This window comes from Paenibacillus sp. NPDC058174 (genome assembly GCF_042883865.1).
Lineage (GTDB): Bacteria > Bacillota > Bacilli > Paenibacillales > Paenibacillaceae > Pristimantibacillus.
Genome location: NZ_JBHVUY010000001.1, coordinates 2130826 through 2150444 on the forward strand (window position 1 = coordinate 2130826; position 19619 = coordinate 2150444).

Here is a 19619-nt window from a genome sequence, read left to right on the forward strand (position 1 = left end):
AGGATGCATACAAGCTTAAAGTAATCAAGTGAGGATGATTATCATTATTAGAGATTGAGGGGAATTAAGCACATGAAACAAAACAAATGGAGTTCTTCCTGGTTAGGGCTTGCTTTACTCATGCTTGTGCTGCTTCTGGCAGCTTGCGGAAACAACAATTCAACGGCAGCTGGTAACAACAACGTCCCTCCGGCAGCTGCTGCGACAGCAGATTCGTCTGCAGATGGAACGACAGCATCAACGACCAAAATCGTATCCACAAAAAATGGCGATATTGAAATCCCTGTTAAGCCGATGCGCATCGTAACCGATGACTATCTGGGTTCTCTAATTGCGCTAGGGGTTACGCCTGTTGGTACACCTGGACTGCATTTAAAAAATCTCTATTTTGCTGAAGCGCTTAAAGGTGTTGAAGATATCGGCGACTATGGCAACGTTTCTCTGGAAAAGATCCTTGCGTTGCAGCCGGATCTGATCATCACAGCGGAAAATGATCCCGCCAAATATGACAATCTGTCCAAAGCAGCTCCTACTATCTCTGTCCCTTATGGCGATTTGAAAAACGCCCGAGAAGAATTGACCTACTTCGGCAAGCTGCTTGGCCGGGAGCAAGAGGCTGAAGCTTGGCTGGCAGCGTATGAGGACAGACTAGCTAAAGCGAGAGAGCAAGTGGATCAAGCGATTCCTCCTGAAGCTACCTTTACGATCTTTGAAGATGTCGAAAAAGCCGTATATGTGTATGGAGATAATTTTGGCCGGGGCGGGCAGCCAATTTATCAGGCGCTTGGCCGCAAGCCGCCTTCCGGCGTAGCAGCTGAAATTATGGAGAAGCAATATGTGGAGCTGTCCAAAGAAATGATGACTCAATATGCTGGCGACTATATCATTCTAACTTCAAACTCACGGACACTTGAGGATTATAAGAAAGATCCGCTGTGGAATACGTTAGACGCTGTCAAAAATGACCGTCTATATGTGTGGAAGGAAGAGCGCTCCTGGTACTATGATCCCATCGCAGTTCTCTCACAGACAGAGGAGCTTGCGGCATGGCTTTCTCAGAAACAGTAAGCTCGGCGGAAGGGTAGCTAGATCAGAAATGATCAATAGGATATGAAAAATAGCCATACCGGAGCTTCTCCGATATGGCTATTAAAGCTATCAACTTCTTTAATAATTGCGTTTTTCTCAAATCTATTACTGATTTTTCTCGTACAATTCATTCATGAAGTTTCCGGTACTGATTACGCCTTCTTGCGCTTCCTCCAAAGTGGAATGAAAGCTAAGCCAGTTGTGGAACATGGAAGGCCAAGATCTGAAACGGATATCAACACCTGCCATTGCAGCCTGAGTTACAAACGTCAGAGCTTCACTCAGCATAAGTTCAGACTCCCCAACCATTACGTAAATCGGCGGAAGCCCTCTCAAATCACCATAAATCGGTGACGCATAAGGTACATTCGGGGAAACTCCGTTCAAATAATTGTCGGCCAGCTGCACGAGGGCTTCTTTGGTTACGACAGGATCTACTCCCTCTTTCGTGACATAGGTTTCACCTGTTTGTCCCAAATCAATCCACGGTGAAACCATGACCCCTCCGGCAGGCATAGGTGTCTTGGTGTCCCTGATCTTCATCAATAAGGCAGCTGTTAAATTTCCTCCTGCCGAAACTCCGCCAATGATTATATTATGAGGTTTATACCCTTGATCCAACAGCCAGTCATAGGCCTTCAACGCATCTTCAATCGGAGCAGGAAACGGATGCTCCGGAGCCAGGCGGTAATTGATCGACAACACGCGTGCTTGAGCCGCTCTACCCATTTCACTGGATTCGATCCGGTAGGATTCAATACTCCCGTACATAAAGCCTCCGCCGTGAAAGTATAGCAGCACGCGGTCATCTTTAGATTCCGGAAGCAGTTGCCACTCCGCTTCCATGCCATCGATGTCTACCTTTTCTGTAACTAAATCGCTTGCTACAGGCAGCAGACCAAACATCGCTTCTACACCTGCCCTCAACTCTTCAATCGATGCCGGATTGCTTGGCAAATTTTCTTTAAACAAACGATGCGCTTGGCGCAATGATTCCTTCATGAAATATTCCTCCTGATGTGGTCTCTTGTTGCTTATTACTACACCATTATTATAAAAGTTAAAAACCGAATATTACATAGATATGTATAGGTATATTGGCAATAACGCATATATAAAAAAGTTATTTTAAGAATTTACATTGATTTTAAAAGAATATACTTTCCTTCCTGAAACAAAGCCGGATTTGCAGGGTCAAGCCCATTTTTAGCAGCGCAAAAAGAACAAGCCATACGCATCATACTCTGCATGGCTTGTCCTTTTTTTACAAGAAGCTATAGCTTAAATCGCTTCACGAGCAGAAGCATCTCTTCCGATATCCGATTCACCGAATCTGCCGAAGCGGAGATCTCTTCCATCGCCGCAAGCTGTTCGGCCGTTGCGACAGAAATTGTCTGTGCCAGATCATTGGATCTAACCGACATGTGATCAATTTCTTGCAGGGAAGCGTTGAACTCCTGAGAGCTTGCAGAAATCTGTTCAGCTGCAGCAGAGGTTTCTTTTACATGAAAGACGGCGCTGCGTGTTGCGATCAGGATGCGCTGGAACGCCTCCCCCGAATGCCGGATGGAATCAACGCCAGCCTGTACCTCCTGCTCGCCTTGATCCATAGCAAGGGCTGCTTTATTAATATCAGCGAGAATGGCCTGAATCAGCTCGGTGACTTCCATTGCGGATATTCTGGAGCGCTCCGCCAGCTTCCGGATCTCGTCCGCAACAACCGCAAAGCCTTTGCCCTCCTCGCCAGCCCGTGCAGCCTCGATCGCTGCATTAAGCGCCAGCAGATTGGTTTGCGACGAAATAGCCGTCATCGCATCAATGATCTCACCGATCTGATGCGACCGCTCATTCAACTGATTAACAATTAGTGCAAGGTCGCCCACCGTTGCAGATACGGCAGCTATTTGCTCTGTTGACTGTGAGATCAGCCCGTTTCCATGTTCGGCATGGGTTAAAGTAACCTGTGAAGCCTCAAGAGCTGTCGATGAGGTAGATGCAATCCGATGCGCACTGACTGACAGCTCTTCCATCGCATAAGTGCTCTCTTGCAGACTTCTTTTTTGCGTGTTATTGCTTAAAGCCACTTCTTGTGCGGATACGGAAATTTGATCTGTCGCTGCTGTTGTCTCCCCGAAGGTGACGGACAAGTCACGGGAGGCCAAAGACAGCGCATCCGCATGGGAGAGCAGCCCCTGCGACAGCTCCCTTAATCCGCTATGCATGATCTGAAAGGAGTCGTACAGGTCGCCAATTTCATCTCGGCTATGTATAGCAAACGCTCGTTGTGACAAATCGCCTGCAGCCACCTGTCTGGCCTGCTGTGTCAATTGGACAAGCGGCCGGGTAAGACGCATCGCGAACAGGATAATGATAATCCCGCCGGCTGCAATACATCCCAGCAGCGTATATACAATACCTTGGACAATTCGCTGTTGTCCCGCGTTATAGTCCTTGATGTAAGAGCCGGCTACTATCGTCCATCCCCATTCCTTGTTCCTTAGCGAATAGGCAATTTTCATAGCGTCTGCTTTCGAATCTGGCAGCGGCCATCTATACACGGTAACACCGCCGCCCGGCTGCTGCCCTTTCTGGAGCATATCCCGGATATGATAAAAGCCGTCACTGGTCTGCTTGTCCCAGAAAGGCTCCCCTTCCTGCGACGGGTGGGCAATCAGATCACCCTGATCATTCAGCACAAAAAAATACCCGTGCTCGCCAATATCTATATTTGTATTAATGGTCCGTGTGCCATCCCCCTGCTTTGGCCCAAGAAGCAGCTGCTTCATCTTCTCCTGCGCCTCTTCCTTGCTTATTGAGCCTTTCTTAACGGCATCCTCGAACGAGACGATCAGCTCCGAAGCCATTTGTACCGTGTTCCGAAGATTTGTCTCCGTCTGCCGATCGCCTTCTCGCGCTGACACCCAGATGCTCATGCTCCCTACCAGCAATGCCGGAATGATCAGAATTGCGAGCGAAGTGACCAGCAATTTATTCCGGATTGTGAACCGCCATTGTCTTCTGTTCCCCTCTGTCTTTCCTTTCATGATGATCCCCCCGTTGAAATAAATCCCGTATCATACAGCGTATCGCCTGTATACGCCGGATTTAGCTGTATAACCCATTAACAGCAGTCCAAAGTTCCCTTTGAACTGCTGTCATGGATTTAGAATCGTACAATTATTTCAATGCCTTCAGCAAGGCGGAGACAAAGCCGATATGATCGGCTGCATGCAGCACCGTGGAGACAATCAATTCACCGAACGTCTCCGCCTTCAAAAAGTTTTCTTTTACCGGTACGTCCAGCTTAGTCTCCAGCAATTCCCGGATCTCGTCCGGCTGTTTCCGTAATTGACCGATCAGCAAATCCCATGCGGGCGGTTCGCTCTGCCAGTCTGCGGGCTTCGTGCCATAGGCGAAAAAGTCTTGATAGCTTGCAGGAAGCTTCTGATTCTGTTCAAATTCCGAAAGGCCAAACACATGAAATTCTGTCACCGTAAGCACATGTCCGATATGCCAGTGAATGCTGTTCTTGAAGCCTTCCGGCACAATATTACGCTTATCCTCCGGACACTGGGCAACCAGCTCTATCAATTGATTATGACGGCTCTTCAAAATGTCGAAAATAAAATCGTTTCTCATCGTTTATACCTCCTCATATTGGTCGACCTAACTTTCCGTATCCTTCTAGTATTACTGCTCTTCGAATTGCCCGGCATAATCGCCATAGCCTTTATCTTTCAGCTCTTCCTTCGGAATGAACTTCAACGATGCAGAATTGATACAATAGCGAAGTCCCGTAGGCTCAGGGCCATCATGGAACAGATCACCCAAGAAAGAATCGGCATCTCGGCTTCTTACCTGGGTAGACTTAGAGAAAAAGCCGCCTTTTTCTTTCAGCACAACATGATCCTTGTCTAGCGGCTGTGTAAAGCTAGGCCAGCCTGTTCCGGCATCAAATTGGTCCTTGGAGCTAAACAGCGGCTCACCGGAAACAATATCCACGTAGATACCTTCTTGCTGGTTATCCCAATATTCATTCTCGAACGGCCGTTCATCTGCGTCTTTCTGGGTTACGTTATATTGAATCGTAGTCAATGCTTTCAGCCGCTCCGCCTTATTGAAATCCTTCACGGCTTTCTCTTGATCAGCAGCCTCTTCTGTCCTGTCTGATCCCCAAGTTCGATTCAAAAAGGAATCCCTCCCCGACATATACTGGTTAAGCTTATAGAGAAACGGATTTTTTTTGTAATAGTCCTGATGCTCTTCCTCTGCCATGTAAAATTCAGTTGCAGCAGCAATCTCGGTCACTATGGGCTTGTCGAATTTCTCAGATTCTGCTAGTGCATCTCTGGAAGCTTCAGCGGCAGCTTTTTGCTCCTCGCTGTTGTAGAACACAGCGGTATGATATTGCGGGCCGCGGTTGTCGAACTGGCCGTCTGCAGTTGTTGGGTCAATGCTGTGCCAGAATACCTGCAGCAGCTTGTCATATGAAATCTGGCTCGGGTTAAAACGAACTTCCAGCGACTCCAAATGTCCAGTTCCTCCAGAGGATACTTCGTTATAGGTCGGATTCTCGGTATGACCTCCTGTATATCCGGTTGAAACACTGAGAACGCCTGTAAGATCCTCAAAGTACGGCTCAAACTGCCAGAAGCAGCCTCCTGCAAAAATGGCAGTTTCATATTTCGTTACGGGACCGGCATGTGCAATATTTACAGACTTATGTCCCTCCATCATCAATGCGGATTGGTTAGGCCCATTGTAGAAGTAGTAGGCCATGACGACAGCCAGAGCAACCGGCAATACGTAATATCGGTATTTTTTAAACCTCATTTCTGCCACCTCCATATGATCTCGCCTGTCTATAGCTGAATTTTAACAACAAAAAACCCGCAGCAAATGTGCGGGTTGTCATGGATTTATGTATACATTTTTAGTGAACGGACCGGAAGATTTTCACCCCCCTGCCAAAAGTCATGCTATTTAATTACTTATAATGACGGACTGAGAATACTGCTGCTTGTGTCCGGTCGCGCAGCCCAAGCTTGGACATCAGGCTCGATACGTGGTTCTTGACCGTCCCTTCTGAAATAAACAGCCGGTCAGCTATTTCCTTATTATTCAGGCCTTGCCCCAATAAAGCCAAAATTTCCTTCTCCCGGTCAGTCAGACTTCCCAGCCGTTCTCCATCATTCTCATTCAACAGAGGCGCCGGCACAGACGGGACAGCCGGCATTTTCTTCAATTCCTTCAGCAGCATGGCCGTAATATCCGGCTGAAGAACCGTTCCCCCATTGTATACCGTTTGGATGGCACTGACGATAGCCTCGGAGGGCATGTCCTTCAGCAAATAGCCATGCACACCCTTCTCCAATACGCGCAGAATCAGCTCTGCATCATCAAAGGTGGTCAAGATCAATACTTTCATTTCCGGGAAGTGCCTTAGAATCAGCTCGGCGCCTTCCACCCCGTCCATGCCTGGCATGCGGATATCCATTAATACGACATCCGGCTGCAATTCAGTTACTTTAGCAAACGCATCCCGGCCGTCGATAGCTGTCCCAACCACTTCCATATCAGGCTCCAGATTGAGGATGGTCGCAAGCCCCTCCCGCATAAGCCGCTGATCGTCAACTACCAGAATTCTCAAGAAGCGGCACCTCCGTTTCTGTGTTTGGATATGGAAAGTCTGCTTGCACCGCAAACTGCGTCCGGTCAATCTTCCCGAAGGATACCCGGCCATTCCATTCCTTTACTCGCTCTTGAAGATTTAATAATCCAAAGCCCGGCTTCACTTCGTCCGGCACGCTGCCGTCATTGGAGATGCGAAGCGAGAACCCGCCCTCCGAATAGACAATTCGGATAACCGCATGTTCTGCATCTGCATGCTTCTTAGCATTCGTGAGCGATTCCTGTACGATGCGGTATGCCGCGAGCTGAAGCTCACCCGGCAGCGGCACCGTGCTTCCTTCAGCCTCAAATCGAGTCTCAACCTGCGTAAACTTCGTGAACTCTTCCGACAGCTTGTCCAGACTTTCATGCAGAAACATCGGCTGAACCGGTTCGTCCCTGATCGTCCGGACTGTAAGTCGGACCTCCTGAAGAGCAGATCGCACCAGATCCTCGCTCTCCAGATAGAGCTTCTCGCTTCGCCCCGCATCTATCTGACTCAGCTTGCGAGCGGCCTGCATTTGCACAATCAGGCTCGTCAGCTTATGGCCCACCGTATCATGAATATCGCGAGCAATTCGCACACGCTCTCTAGCAGCTGCCCACTCTTCTGCCTTAATCGCATACTCCTGAAGACGCTCATGAGACTCCATCAGCTGCTCGTATAGCTTCTGCGTATCCTTGCGCGCCTTCTGATAGAAATGAATCAGCGAGCTGACAATACCTGCAAATATAATGAAAGAGCAGGTAATGAAATAGCTCATGCTATCAAACTGCCCATATAAATACCAATCGACACTGCCCATCGTCACCAGATAGAGGATCAGCAAAAACAGGCAAGTGAGGATAAGCATGCGAAAATTGTTTAAAAACATAAGAATCGCTAGTGCCGTAATGCCAACGAACAGCTGATTCGGAAAGTGTCCGCCGATAAAGATATAGCCATAAGCAGCGGATACTAGAAAATCCAGAATGAGCAGATGAAACAGCCATTTTTTCCGCTTCTCTGCATTCGAATAGAACAGATTGACGAGCAGAAACACCACAACCGAAAATACTAGGAAGCTGAACCGCCAAAAGGCCTCAATTGACGTCTCAAAATAAAAAATACCGGAGACGAGCAAGCCAAGTATGAGCTTCAGCCCGAAAAAGAGCTTCCAGGACAGAGGCCCGCCTTTTATAAACTTCTCATCTTGAAGCATTGGCTGTACCTCCCCTTCTTCATGGTGTCATTGTCATGGCGATTATATCATATAACTGATTGGCCTAATATCAAGAAAAGCCGCTAATTTAGCGGCTTTCCACTTTTTCAGTGAGCTAATCTTATACAGCTAGTGAATATCCTTTTTCTTAAAGGTGCCGCCCTTAACCTCAGCTACATCATAGACGATGATAAAGGCATTAGGATCTATTTGCTGGATAATTTCTTTAATTTTGCTTTCTTCCATCCGGTTAATGACACAAGTGATTTCTTTGAACGGCTCGTTGGAGTAACCACCATACACATCGGTATAGGTCGCTCCACGGCCTAAGCGGTCCCGAATCGTCTCGATAATGATATCTGGCTGCTTCGTAATGATCTTAAACGTTTTCGAGCCGCTCAAGCCTTCTTCCACAATATGTATAACCTTAGATGCAATAAAGTAAGCAAGTGCCGACAGAATAGCTCCTTGAAGGCCGAACACCGTTGAAACGATAATAAATACAAACATATTTAAGAATAGAATCAGATCACTCGTTCCAAAAGGCAATTTCCGCGACAGCAGTACCGCTAGCATATCTATTCCATCCAATGCTCCGCCATTACGCAGGGCTAAACCCATCCCGAAACCGATAATAATCCCGCCAACAACGGTAACTAACAGCGTATCCCCTTCAATAATTGTAGGAACATGGTGCATGAGTGTAGTGCTGACTGCCAGCGAGGCGATACCGATAACGGAATAAATCGCAAAGCTTTTACCGATCTGCTTATAGCCTAACCATACAAAAGGAATGTTGATAATTCCAATAAGCATCCCTAATGGTAATCCGAACATTTGTGAACCAACGATACTAATGCCTGTCACGCCGCCGTCCGAGACGTTGTTCGGTATTAATATCGCTTCGAGACCGTATGCCGTGATAATGGCTCCGATCATAACCAACAGTACTTTTGAAATGACTTTTACTGCCGGTGAGGTTTGTTTTTTGCTGTTCATGCCGTTTTCTCTCCTGACTACAAATTGATAGTATACAGTATATAATTATTTGCAACGAATTGGCAAAAAAACGTCACCTCTCCCGTGCCTGACACGGTGAGATGACGCCCGCCTAAAACTTCCAATTGGCTCTTTCCTGCACCGTTACCCGAGGACACGTATAACAGTAGGAACGATTTGTTCGTTTGTATTGCAAGCAGCATGTATTTTTGATAGCCAGCTTCTGCCCTGCCGCCAAGGGATGATCAAGAAACCGGACCTTCACTTGAAAAGGATTTCTGCGCAGGCCGAACACTTCTGGAGCAAGCACATGACACATATAGTTATCCGACTCAGCTAGTTGGCTTAACTCCTTATCCATACCCTGCGCGGAGAACATGCCATGCAGCTTTTCCCGGTAGTTTTGAAGCGCTGTCGGCAATTGTCCCCATAGAATCGCTGCCTTTATTCCGCTAGCCTCTGACAGGAATGCAAACAAGGGCTGAACCGTTTCACTGTAGAAACGTCGGAAAATTTCCTCACGCCAAGCCTGCCAATCCGTCCAATTGTCCGCAGCCAGAACTTCATCCTCTGCTAATTGAAAGGCGATACGTACAAAGTTCTTCTCTTGTATAAGATGTACGGTTAGATTGGATATGGGCAACTGCGGGGCAGCCCGGTGTATGGCTAGACTGTAAAGCAAGGCTGCAGCCAAATCTCCAAACCAGCTGCCGAAATAAGCTGCGCCAACAGACAGGTCTTCTCCTTCAATAAGCTGACTGTACAGGGTCAAAAAATGTCTCATAGCCTCTCGGTCCGTCAGTTCAGCTCCGGTCAGGGTACAGACCGCTTCCTTCTCCTGCTGCAATTGGATGCCGAAATGGCTGCTTAGCTGCTCCCATAGCCCATTATTCATTACTTCGCGAATAATCTTACTAAATCATCAAGCATAGAATTTGCAGCATTTGGACCATAACCGCCAAACCATGAATCGGAAGCAACCGAATATACCTGATCATTTTTAACAGCCTTTAAATTTTTCCACAACGAGAAGCCCGCCAGTTCATTGTAAATTTCATCATTGTCGTTGATGAGCAGAATGTAATCGGGATCAACCTCCGGAAGAATTTCCTTGGACAACACTTCATAACGGCTCTCCGGGCTCGTCACAGGATAAACAGCTGGCCGTGAGAATCCAAATTCATCATACAGCCATTTATAATCCATATCACCGTAGTAGCGAATATCATTTCGGATACGGAGCACCATTAATGTTTTACCAGCAACCTTATCATGGATTTGAGCTATAGCCTCTTTCATATGCTTGTCATAATCCTGGATGACCTGCTCGGCTTTAGCATCTAGCCCAAAAGCAGCCCCCGTTGCACGGAAGGCGGTCTGCCAATCAGGGGCAACATAGCCATTTTCCAACATAGCAGTTGGCGCGATTTTTGCATAATGGTCATAAATATCGATGCTGTTCGTATCGGTTATGATCAGATCAGGCTGCAGGTCGAGCAGCTTCTCCAGGTTCACTTTGCCTTGCTCGCCAATAATGTCTACCTGGTTCAAAAATGGCTTTAAATATAAAGGGAAATCCTGATTTTGCGATTTCACTGTCGATGCCGGTGTAAGACCCAGCGCAATCATATGGTCTGTCAAATAAGTAACCGTTGTGGCGATACGCGCAGGCTGCTTATCGAGAGAATGTTCACCCTTTGTATCCTTGAATGTAAATGCCGCTTCTTGGGAGGTGCTTGAGCTAGCCTCAGGACTAGCCGTCGGTTCTGGTGCAGATTCATTGCTTGCCTGCCCGCATGCAGCTGCGACCAGCAGCAAGGCTATAATAATAAATGCTGAGTAAATAGTTTTAAGTAGTGTACGTGACATCATACAGTTCTCCTTCAATCCGTTCAATTTGTTTTCATTAAGACGGTGCTCGTTCTCCAGCCCTTCACATTGACAAGCTCCATATAAAACGTACAATTTCCACCGGGCAAAGGAACGGCTGCCTTTCCTTGCTCTGCGCTCGTTTCTTCTTGCATCAATTCAGCCTGTACACAATTCCAGCTTGTCCTTCGCCAGTCTGAAGCTTCTTCGCACCAGTATAAAACAGCCTCCGCGATCTCAATTTGAGATTCAAAGCTTACCTGCAGCAACTGACCGCATTGTTCCGTTTGTGTAATCCGAATCAATGGAGAGCCTTTCCCTGTCATACTATCGGCAAAAGCATAGCTTTCCGTGCAAGACCAAGCGGCGGGATAACTATGCGGCAGCCCATGCTGAATGCTAATTCTGCTATGCAGATGAGCATTGGCATCGTTACTCGTGTGCTGCTCATAAGACTTCATAAAGATCGATAAGGGAAAATGAGTGTCCTGATTGCCATTCAGCCACAGCATCGGGATTCGGCTGTCATGCAAATAGGATGACGGGTCCCAGAGCCTTTTAATTTGTTCTGCAGCATCCGGCGGCATGGCGGCAAACCCCGCACCGTAAAATGTGCCCGGCTCATACAAATAGCCGCAGCCATAAATGGGCATAGCAAACTTAAGCCTGTTATCCAGACCAGCCATTAAGCTTGTAATAATGCCTCCCCAAGATATACCGGTCATACCGACCCGATCCGGGTCTACGCCAGGCAAGCTGCGAAGAATCGTATGCGCAGACAGTACTGCAGCAACAGCGTGATAGAACCATTGATCCTGTGGCGGTTCCGCATAGTCTGCGAATACCCCCTGTTTGGACGGACCGCTCCATGGGTGCGGAGAAAAATCCGCCGGGACAGCACTTGTTTCAATGCAGCGATCTCCGTTTAATATCCGTTGCAGTTCATTATAGCTGGAAAAAGGAATTTGCCCTTCCAAATCCATTGCAATCGCCGCATATCCCCGGTCATTCCACTGCTTTACCCACTGTGCAAATGCACTCCCCGCGCCTCCATGAACCAATAGGATGGCTGGTACTAATCCTGTTGCTTCGGGTACGCCAAAGTAAGCAAAAACACGTGTCTTCTTGCCTTTGTAAGAAACCCCGTCATAAAAAATAGCTTTTATGCCGTTTGCCTCATCCTCAAACAACGGATAGATAGAAGGCATTTGGCTCAATTGTGCAAGGTTCCAAGGAGAGTCAGCGATTAGATGTACCTCCTCTCGTTGGTGACAATGATTTTCTTTCTCAATAAAAGATAGCACTGCGTGCCGTCATTTAACATGGACAATAGGAACTTCTATTTTGTACTTTTGTTACTTCACTTACTCTGGGCCTGCTTTATCGTTTCCCGAACAGCTCGGCAAAAAAAGATAAGGAGCGGTCATGCGACCACGCCGAATACTCGAACAGCTTCTCTGTTCCGATCTCATAAATGCTGCGGTTTTTCACAGCATTCATCATTTGCCATGTCCTGCTGCTTTGCAGCGTCCGCCAAGCAGCTGCTGCCTTTGGTGACGGATCAACCATTATAATAAGCGCGTCAGCATCGTATGAAGCTAGATCCTGCTCATCTACCGTAGTGTACACATCAATCTGTTTCAGCTCATGACCGGCAGATAGACGCAAATCCTGATAGAGAACTGCCCCTGCATTACGATCTCCATATATCCGATATTCTTGCTCCGTAATGCGGCAAATATTAATCGTCGCACTTCCCCATAGGTGCCGGATTTTACGACTGATCTGATCTGCTTTACGCTCATACTCCTTCAGCCAGTGCTCTCCGTCCTTCCGGCAGCCTGTTGCTTCGGCTACGAGAAGCAATTGCTCCCGCCAATCCGCCTTAAGCCAAGGCACACGGATGACAGGCGCAACCTGCTCTAGCTCATACTGCGCTTCGTCTGACAAAAAGTCGGTGCAGAAAATAAGCTCGGGAGCCGCGTTTTGCAGCATCTCCACATTTTTATGCCAGGACTGTCCCTTTCCCGCTTCATTCGCATGCAAATGGAGCATTTGCGCGTACTTCTTATGAGTGGGATAAAACGCCGCCGCCCTGGGCAGAAGCTGCAGGGCGAGCAAGCTGCCTGATATCGGCTCCGATACACTGGCGATATTCCTTCTTCTGCTCTTCATGTATGCGACTGGCGATAAGCCAGCATGCTGCTTAAATTTTCGGCTAAAGTAAAACTCATCTTCAATGCCGACTTGAGCAGCCGTCTCCTTGACGCTATTTCCATATAGCAGCATCTGCTTCGCTCTAGCAATCCGCAAATCGATCATAAATTTGGTCGGGCTTATTCCCAGCTGCTCCTGAAAAGCACGGGAGAAATAGCCTTGGCTAAGACCTGCCATCTGAGCCAGTTCAGCCCGTGTGAAGTCCTGACCGAGGCGCTCCCGCATGAAATTGGATACCCGAACAATAGCTTCAGCTGTTGTCTCTTCTATGGTCTCTGTTTTCCTGGAATTTTCGATAAAAGCCATCAGCCGATAAAACTCGCTCTGAATGCTGTATCCGTTAGGCTGCTCCATACTGAAGGTATGATGTAAAGTATCGCATAGATCCGTCAATGGTTTGACAGATTGAACGCTCAGCCACTCATGACGTGTGCTGGTTGGCTTTATTAGCATGCCGTTATCCTGCTGAACATAGGAGTGGTATTGAATGAGCCATCCTTTTAAAGGAGCACCGTCACCTGTGCGCAGCTTCAGCTCGCGGCCCGGAGGCTGTACGCTAATATCTCCTTCAGCTAAGGAAAGAGCCTCTTGCCCCCATTCGAGCAATCCTTGCCCATGTATGCAAATAATGAGATTGTATGCATCTGAGTTTGCATAACTCTTCTCCCCGTTTACTGCAAAATCAATGCGCTGCATATCGATAACGTGCAGGATCTCCCTGCCAAATCCATTGAGTGAGTTCAAGACAGCATACCTCCGCATACCCGTTGCCGTTGTCATTAGTAATTCTAAGTATACCGTCAACGTGATACGGCTGTCTTTCTGTTTCGCTATTTTCCACAACTAGGCAAGCACTCTTAATTTACGACTGCTTTAATTTCTCTATTTCTAACAACGGAGATAATGATAAAGCCGTTGAAACAATGGCGGAAAATATAATGATAATGGAGTTCACCGTCCCACCTCCAGATCTTTATAGATCAAACCCGTACACTTCATTTTCTCTTACGAATGTAAAGCCTGCTTTTTCCGCCAGTTTTCTGGATGCAAGGTTCGACTCCACACAATCCCACTGAGCCGTCATTCCTCTTCTTACACATTCGTTCACAAACTTCTCAGTCATTATTAGTGCCAAGCCTCTATTCCGATGTGCTTCCTTTGTCTCTATGTCAATCGCAATTACGTCATTGAACTTTGCAGTTCCTGCAATGACCGCAACAATTTGATTCAAGTATGTCATGCAATAGGCTAAGCTTTTTTCGCAAAAATCATCAAAGCTTTCCCATGACCCCAGTATTCTCTTCGTGACAAAAGCTCCATTTCCGACCTTTCCTTCATCGATTAAATTCCAAAACTTCTCATCTATTTGTTGAATCGTATATTCCGCTGGCAGACTTAGCAATTCGGGAATTCCGTCCTTTTTCCTGAAGCTGAATTCTTGTTCTTTCTTTATATTTCTGTCCCCGAACATCTTCAGCACACGGCTTCTTAAATTATCATTTTCAATGGAAAATTCAAAGTAATTAATCCCTTTCGATTTCAGCCATGCAAACAGCTCTTCATGGATAAACCTTTCAACTTCTTTGTATTGTTCTTCGGATGTAATCTCTCCAAGAAATGCAAAGCCTCCAACTGCATAGGAATTCGCAATCGCAATATTCGCATTTTCTAAATGATCAACCCATAATTCTCCCTTGCATTCACCAGCAGCTATTCCTGAGAAACTGGGGCAATGATCGCTTGTTATCTTCTTATAATGAATAACCTTATGCGAACTATCTGCTTTAATCATCTCTTCCTCCTTATTTGAGGAGATATTTATAATAGGCCGGGAATTCTCGTATTAAGGAGTAAATATCTCTAAAATCAAAAATTTTAGCATGGGCGGAATACACGTGCTTCATATCCATTTTGCTAAAAGCTAATTTGGTTCTCGATATATGAAAATATTGCGTAATAATCATAACCGAATCTAAATTCAAATCTTTCATAATTTTGCTTGTATTCTGAGCGGTCATATAGGAGTTGTACCCGTTGTTATCCTCGATAATTTTATCTCCCGGAATTCCCTTATCTACTAAGTAAGCCTTCATAACCTCTGCTTCATCAAAGCCTTCCTTGCCAATACCGCCGCTTACAATGACGTAATTGTAATAGTTCTCTTTATAAAGCTCTACAGACCTGTCTAATCTGGCCTTTAACCGGTCAGCAGGCTGACCATTCGTTTCTACTTTATTCCCTAGTACTACAGCTGCATCAACAGGCTTCAATTCATCATTCAACCCATCAATGATTATGATTGTCGTGTGAATGATAAACCAGAGGAACAGAACTGCTGCTGCTATTAAAAATCTTCTAACGAAAACTGATTTCAATCTCTCACCTGCAATCTATCATTTATTGTCCAACCCTCCCTAATATTACCACACTTGGGCGTGTGAAACCTTCCACCTCATATCGAACTATAATCGTGAATCACCGCTAAAATTGGCTATGACGTGCTCACTGGAATCATAGGCTTTAAACTCGTAGCCGCTATCATGGAGAAGCTCCAATATTTTCGGCAGTGCATTAACGGTCTGCTCTCGCTCATGCAGCAAAATCACTTCCAGATCCCGATGCACGCTATGGCTAACCTGCTCCACGATCTTGTCTGGCTTTCCCGCCAAATGCCAATCCATGGAATCTACCGTCCAGTCCCACATGCGAAAGCCGGCTTCGGCAATATCGCCGCGAAACCCTTCATCGATATGAGGTTTGCTTCCATAAGGGGCACGAATGAGATCCGGAGCAAAGCCGACAAGATCTCCCACCAGTTCCTGCTCCTGCTTGAATTCCTCAATAAAGCATGATGAACTGCCGCTCTTATACAATTTATTCACATCATGCGACATACTGTGAAGGCCCGGGTAGCTGCCCTCCTCAACCATTCGAATAACCGCGTCTGTATGGCGATTTAAGTGAGAGCCAATCATGAAAAAGGTCGCTTTTGCCCCGTTCTGCTTTAAAATATCCAGAATATCATTCGTATATTTGCTGGGGCCATCATCAAAGGTCAGATATACCACCTTATGCGCAGCCTGATTATCATTTGGTGTTGGCGACACATCGATATTGAGGTGATTTTCTATTGATTCTCTTACAGGTACATCCGTACTTAAATCATGCTTTCTCCATGTCGTTATCAGATCAGCTGACACATAAACCGTCCCAAAGATGATCAACAACAATACAACCGTAACGATGATCATTTTTCGGTAATTTCTCTTTCTTTTCCGCGGGTGCTTATTATTCTGCGGTGTAAAATCCTCACTTGATTTTTGATAGGAATATTGGAAATCCATTTTGCTACACTTCCTTAACGTTCATACACATTCTCTTGAATTGTCTTCCGGCCGGCTTGCAGACGCATCTTCCCTGCTCTTCGCTGATTAATATTATTACGGATTAAGGCGAAAATCACCAGCAAAGCGCCATAAAATTCATAAATGCTTATTGTATAGCCTTGAAAAATCATAATGACAAACGTTGTCACCGGAACTAAGCTGATGAACAAAATTCCATTTACGGGAGTCAGTTTCTTTAGACCGGCATTCCAGCTCAATAATGCCAGTAGTCCCGGCATAATAACCATGAAAGACATCTCGTACCTAACGGAGACTAATGTCTCCCAAGCTGGCAGAGGAATTAGGTTGAATAGGGTACCAAACAATACGATCACCACTGAAACGGATGTCCCCAGCAGACAGGTTAAGGTTGAGTACCTCAGTGTCGACCATTCTGCAAACTCACTGCCCCCTAAAGAATACAGCACCCAGCCCACAACACCGAAAAATATAAGAGTTACCGGAACCAAATGTTGAGCAGCCATAGAAAAAAACGAAAGGTTCCCGTCCGTTATGACGAGCAATGTGCCAGCTAAAGCGATACATATGGTGATTAGTGTGGCTCTAGCAGGTCTTTTCTTCGTCCTATACCAAAGAATGAGGATGGAAATCAAAGGCATAAGCACCTCCATAATCGAGGCTGTAATCGTGCCTGAATCTCCCATAAGCTTCTGGCCTGAGAATACCAAAAAATTGTACACTGTAAATGCCATTGTCCCATAAAAGAGGAGCTTTCGTCCTTTACCTTCAAATCGAAACGCGGAGCGTCCCTCTTTCATCCAAAGAATACATACGAGAATCATGGTTACGATCAAATAGCGAATCATAGAAAAATAAAACGGATCAATGCTATGTAATGCACTACGCGCAACCGGGAACATGGCCCCCCATGAAACGCTGGCGGTCAGACATAATGCTGAGCCCAATAAAACTTGCTTGCTTGTCACTTCTCTACATCTCCCTCATGCTGTCTGATCTCTATAACGTTCTTAATCATAAGGGTTCGCAACTCTTGAGTAAAACGATTGAAAATAGACATTACTATCATTTAAAATGATACTTATTCAATCATATATTTATAGGCTGCAAGGTGCGCGGGGGAAGTACAATGGAAATTAATGACTTGAAAATCTTCAAAGCGGTTGCTGAATTTGGCAGTGTAAGTCAAGCTGCACTTGAATTAAGCTATGTCCAGTCCAATGTAACAGCGAGAATCAAGCGGCTGGAAAAGGAGCTCCAAACGGAGCTGTTCTACCGTCATAAGCGCGGAATGGTTTTGAATGCAGAAGGCAAGCGATTGCTTGAATATGTTGAAGATATATTAGGGAAAATGGAAGAAATAAAACGTGCTTTTCAAGGAAGCGACGATCCCTCGGGGATTCTTAACATTGGGGTTGTCGAACCCATCTTCAGTTTGCCTGGATTGCTGTCCGAGTATCTTGAGAAGCACCCCCATGTAGATTTATCGCTGACAGTAGGTGTGACCGCACAGCTGCTCCAAGACGTAACAAGCATGAAATTGGACGGGGCATTTGTTACAGGCCCAGTGAAGCATCCGCTCATTGATTGTTATGAGGTTTTTCGGGAGGAGCTTATACTCGTTTCAAAAAATGAGGATTTTTCAATGGATGATCTCCTGAAGAAGCCGCTGCTGCTCTTCAACAAGGGCTGCGGTTATCGTGAGAGACTGGAAGGCTGGCTGAAAGACGAAGGAATTATTCCGAAGCAGATTATGCAATTCGGATCGTTTGATACTATTATCGGCAGTATAACGGCCGGAATTGGCGTTACGATTGTACCGAAATCATCCGTCCGCCGGCTCATTGATGAAGGAATGATTAGAGGCTACAGCATACCGAAACCGTATCATGAGGTCACAACCGTATTTATCTGTAAAAAAGATTCCTATCTGACCCCTACTCTTCGTTCTTTTATCGAAGAATTACAGCTCGTTTAAATAACACACCAATAATTACAAAAATAAAAATAAAAATAAAAGCAATCGTTCCGTCACCATTACGTGGCAGAGCGATTGCTTATTATCATTCCGTTTATTCTTCCCACCATTTTGAAGCCGGAAACTCTTCGGCTCCGATAATGACCGGTTCTCCTATTTTTGGGGTCGCCAGTGCAGTACCGAGCTGTTCTGCAGCCCGCTTAGCCCTCTCTATCGGATCTGTCCAGCTGTGCAACGCTAACGTGAACGCTCCCCAGTGAATCGGAACCATGAGCTTTCCTTGCACTTCTTGATTAGCCTGCAGCGACTCTTCAGGAGTCATATGAATGTTTGCCCATTTCTCGTCATATTGACCCGTTTCTATCAGCGTAAGATCAAATGGCCCATATTTGCTGCCAATCTCCTTAAAGTGAGGCGCATATCCGCTGTCCCCGCTAAAATAAATTTTCGATCTGTCGCCCATAATGACCCACGAGCTCCATAAGGTCGAGCCTGAATCATTCACGCTGCGGCCGGAGAAATGTCTGGCAGGCGTGCTGACCACCGTAAGTCCCTGGAACGGCTGCTCTTCCCACCAGTCAAGCTCCACAATACGCTCCGGATCGATCCCCCACTTCGTTAAGTGGCCCGAGACTCCTAACGGCACGATAAATTGCTTTACTTTCTCTTTCAGCTTGCGGATAGAGTCATAGTCCAGATGGTCGTAATGATCATGCGAGATAAGAACAGCATCAATCTCAGGCAAGTCCTCAATCGTTGCCGGGAGCTCGTAGCTGTAGCGCTTTGGACCGAAGTAGCGGACCGGCGCTGCATAGTCGTAAAATACAGGATCAATTAGCAGCTTCACTCCGCTCACTTTCAGCAATAGGGTCGAATGGCCGAACCAGATGACTTGATCGTCACCGCTATCCGAGAAAGCCTCTGAATCAAACGGAACGGAAGGCAGGCTTTTCTTTGGCCGGCTATTGGGAGTTCCTTTCACCGTTTTATATAAAGCTTCCACGGTATCCTTGAAACTATATTTCATAGGGGTGTCAATTTGATTGCTGAACTTCCCATTGGCAAAGTTCGGAGAGTTGTGAATTCGTTTTTGACTGTCTGCCGAGCTTTTACCGCCCAGCGGCGGATAATATGCGATAACCAAATAAATCAGTAAAGCGATTACAACTAAAATAATGATAAACTTCCACATTCAAGGCTTCTCCTTCTTTTATCGGGATGAACACGGGC

At 46.3% G+C, this 19619-nt stretch carries 18 protein-coding genes; 2 read left to right on the forward strand and 16 right to left on the reverse strand.

The genetic code is table 11. The features are described from left to right. Positions 1–72: 72 nt before the first annotated feature. Positions 73–1068 (forward strand): ABC transporter substrate-binding protein, encoded by a 996-nt coding sequence (locus ACFVVF_RS09605; protein WP_387807675.1) that lies wholly within the window; start codon positions 73–75, stop codon positions 1066–1068. Positions 1069–1194: 126 nt separating this feature from the next. Here the strand turns inward: ACFVVF_RS09605 and ACFVVF_RS09610 are convergent, their stop codons facing one another. The 15 genes from ACFVVF_RS09610 to ACFVVF_RS09680 form a co-directional block, all read right to left on the reverse strand. Beyond that, the gene (locus tag ACFVVF_RS09610; protein ID WP_387807676.1) at positions 1195–2091 is read right to left on the reverse strand and encodes an alpha/beta hydrolase; all 897 of its coding nucleotides are present in this window, start codon (positions 2089–2091) and stop codon (positions 1195–1197) included. Between the two features lie 272 nt (positions 2092–2363). Continuing rightward, the gene (locus ACFVVF_RS09615) at positions 2364–4133 is read right to left on the reverse strand and encodes a methyl-accepting chemotaxis protein (RefSeq protein ID WP_387807679.1); all 1770 of its coding nucleotides are present in this window, start codon (positions 4131–4133) and stop codon (positions 2364–2366) included. A gap of 133 nt (positions 4134–4266) precedes the next feature. Beyond that, positions 4267–4728, reverse strand: a complete 462-nt coding sequence (locus ACFVVF_RS09620) for a DinB family protein (protein ID WP_387807682.1) — start codon at positions 4726–4728, stop codon at positions 4267–4269. A gap of 51 nt (positions 4729–4779) precedes the next feature. After that, a complete protein-coding gene (gene msrA, locus ACFVVF_RS09625; protein WP_387808965.1) occupies positions 4780–5823 on the reverse strand; it encodes a peptide-methionine (S)-S-oxide reductase MsrA in 1044 nt (347 codons plus the stop codon). A gap of 253 nt (positions 5824–6076) precedes the next feature. Further along, positions 6077–6706, reverse strand: coding sequence for a response regulator (locus ACFVVF_RS09630; RefSeq protein ID WP_387808969.1), 630 nt, complete (start codon positions 6704–6706; stop codon positions 6077–6079). Positions 6707–6719: 13 nt separating this feature from the next. Then, positions 6720–7961: a histidine kinase gene (locus ACFVVF_RS09635; protein WP_387807685.1), complete on the reverse strand. Its 1242-nt coding sequence runs from the start codon at positions 7959–7961 to the stop codon at positions 6720–6722. Between the two features lie 129 nt (positions 7962–8090). After that, positions 8091–8960 (reverse strand): YitT family protein, encoded by an 870-nt coding sequence (locus ACFVVF_RS09640; RefSeq protein ID WP_042163390.1) that lies wholly within the window; start codon positions 8958–8960, stop codon positions 8091–8093. Positions 8961–9072: 112 nt separating this feature from the next. Continuing rightward, positions 9073–9855 (reverse strand): IucA/IucC family C-terminal-domain containing protein, encoded by a 783-nt coding sequence (locus ACFVVF_RS09645; RefSeq protein ID WP_387807689.1) that lies wholly within the window; start codon positions 9853–9855, stop codon positions 9073–9075. Beyond that, positions 9855–10832, reverse strand: coding sequence for an ABC transporter substrate-binding protein (locus tag ACFVVF_RS09650; RefSeq protein ID WP_387807692.1), 978 nt, complete (start codon positions 10830–10832; stop codon positions 9855–9857). Before ACFVVF_RS09650 ends, ACFVVF_RS09645 begins: the two co-directional genes overlap by 1 nt. A gap of 20 nt (positions 10833–10852) precedes the next feature. Continuing rightward, positions 10853–12037 (reverse strand): alpha/beta hydrolase family protein, encoded by a 1185-nt coding sequence (locus ACFVVF_RS09655; RefSeq protein ID WP_387808972.1) that lies wholly within the window; start codon positions 12035–12037, stop codon positions 10853–10855. A gap of 172 nt (positions 12038–12209) precedes the next feature. Further along, the gene (locus tag ACFVVF_RS09660; RefSeq protein WP_387807694.1) at positions 12210–13790 is read right to left on the reverse strand and encodes a helix-turn-helix domain-containing protein; all 1581 of its coding nucleotides are present in this window, start codon (positions 13788–13790) and stop codon (positions 12210–12212) included. 229 nt (positions 13791–14019) lie between these two features. Continuing rightward, complete coding sequence (locus tag ACFVVF_RS09665) at positions 14020–14838, reverse strand: GNAT family N-acetyltransferase (RefSeq protein WP_387807696.1); 819 nt, start codon at positions 14836–14838, stop codon at positions 14020–14022. A 10-nt stretch (positions 14839–14848) separates the two neighbouring features. Further along, the gene (locus tag ACFVVF_RS09670) at positions 14849–15421 is read right to left on the reverse strand and encodes a YdcF family protein (protein ID WP_387807699.1); all 573 of its coding nucleotides are present in this window, start codon (positions 15419–15421) and stop codon (positions 14849–14851) included. Positions 15422–15508: 87 nt separating this feature from the next. Further along, positions 15509–16297: a polysaccharide deacetylase family protein gene (locus ACFVVF_RS09675; protein ID WP_387807702.1), complete on the reverse strand. Its 789-nt coding sequence runs from the start codon at positions 16295–16297 to the stop codon at positions 15509–15511. Positions 16298–16404: 107 nt separating this feature from the next. Further along, positions 16405–17379, reverse strand: coding sequence for a DMT family transporter (locus ACFVVF_RS09680; protein WP_387807705.1), 975 nt, complete (start codon positions 17377–17379; stop codon positions 16405–16407). 161 nt (positions 17380–17540) lie between these two features. On the opposite strand from ACFVVF_RS09680, the gene ACFVVF_RS09685 reads away from it, so the two are divergent. After that, on the forward strand, positions 17541–18389 hold the full coding sequence (locus tag ACFVVF_RS09685; RefSeq protein ID WP_387807707.1) for a LysR family transcriptional regulator: 849 nt from the start codon (positions 17541–17543) through the stop codon (positions 18387–18389). Between the two features lie 94 nt (positions 18390–18483). On the opposite strand, the gene ACFVVF_RS09690 is transcribed toward ACFVVF_RS09685, so the two are convergent. Further along, positions 18484–19581 (reverse strand): MBL fold metallo-hydrolase, encoded by a 1098-nt coding sequence (locus tag ACFVVF_RS09690; protein ID WP_387807709.1) that lies wholly within the window; start codon positions 19579–19581, stop codon positions 18484–18486. Positions 19582–19619 lie beyond the last annotated feature (38 nt).

Excerpts from the sequence above, each read along its gene's own strand:
- ACFVVF_RS09605 (WP_387807675.1), top strand. The coding sequence starts at position 73 with ATGAAACAAAACAAATGGAGTTCTTCCTGGTTAGGGCTTGCTTTACTC.
- ACFVVF_RS09610 (WP_387807676.1), bottom strand. The coding sequence starts at position 2,091 with ATGAAGGAATCATTGCGCCAAGCGCATCGTTTGTTTAAAGAAAATTTG.
- ACFVVF_RS09615 (WP_387807679.1), bottom strand. The coding sequence starts at position 4,133 with ATGAAAGGAAAGACAGAGGGGAACAGAAGACAATGGCGGTTCACAATC.
- ACFVVF_RS09620 (WP_387807682.1), bottom strand. The coding sequence starts at position 4,728 with ATGAGAAACGATTTTATTTTCGACATTTTGAAGAGCCGTCATAATCAA.
- msrA (WP_387808965.1), bottom strand. The coding sequence starts at position 5,823 with ATGGAGGGACATAAGTCTGTAAATATTGCACATGCCGGTCCCGTAACG.
- ACFVVF_RS09630 (WP_387808969.1), bottom strand. The coding sequence starts at position 6,706 with ATGCGGGAGGGGCTTGCGACCATCCTCAATCTGGAGCCTGATATGGAA.
- ACFVVF_RS09635 (WP_387807685.1), bottom strand. The coding sequence starts at position 7,961 with ATGCTTCAAGATGAGAAGTTTATAAAAGGCGGGCCTCTGTCCTGGAAG.
- ACFVVF_RS09640 (WP_042163390.1), bottom strand. The coding sequence starts at position 8,960 with ATGAACAGCAAAAAACAAACCTCACCGGCAGTAAAAGTCATTTCAAAA.
- ACFVVF_RS09645 (WP_387807689.1), bottom strand. The coding sequence starts at position 9,855 with ATGAATAATGGGCTATGGGAGCAGCTAAGCAGCCATTTCGGCATCCAA.
- ACFVVF_RS09650 (WP_387807692.1), bottom strand. The coding sequence starts at position 10,832 with ATGATGTCACGTACACTACTTAAAACTATTTACTCAGCATTTATTATT.
- ACFVVF_RS09655 (WP_387808972.1), bottom strand. The coding sequence starts at position 12,037 with ATGCCTTCTATCTATCCGTTGTTTGAGGATGAGGCAAACGGCATAAAA.
- ACFVVF_RS09665 (WP_387807696.1), bottom strand. The coding sequence starts at position 14,838 with ATGATTAAAGCAGATAGTTCGCATAAGGTTATTCATTATAAGAAGATA.
- ACFVVF_RS09675 (WP_387807702.1), bottom strand. The coding sequence starts at position 16,297 with ATGATCATCGTTACGGTTGTATTGTTGTTGATCATCTTTGGGACGGTT.
- ACFVVF_RS09685 (WP_387807707.1), top strand. The coding sequence starts at position 17,541 with ATGGAAATTAATGACTTGAAAATCTTCAAAGCGGTTGCTGAATTTGGC.
- ACFVVF_RS09690 (WP_387807709.1), bottom strand. The coding sequence starts at position 19,581 with ATGTGGAAGTTTATCATTATTTTAGTTGTAATCGCTTTACTGATTTAT.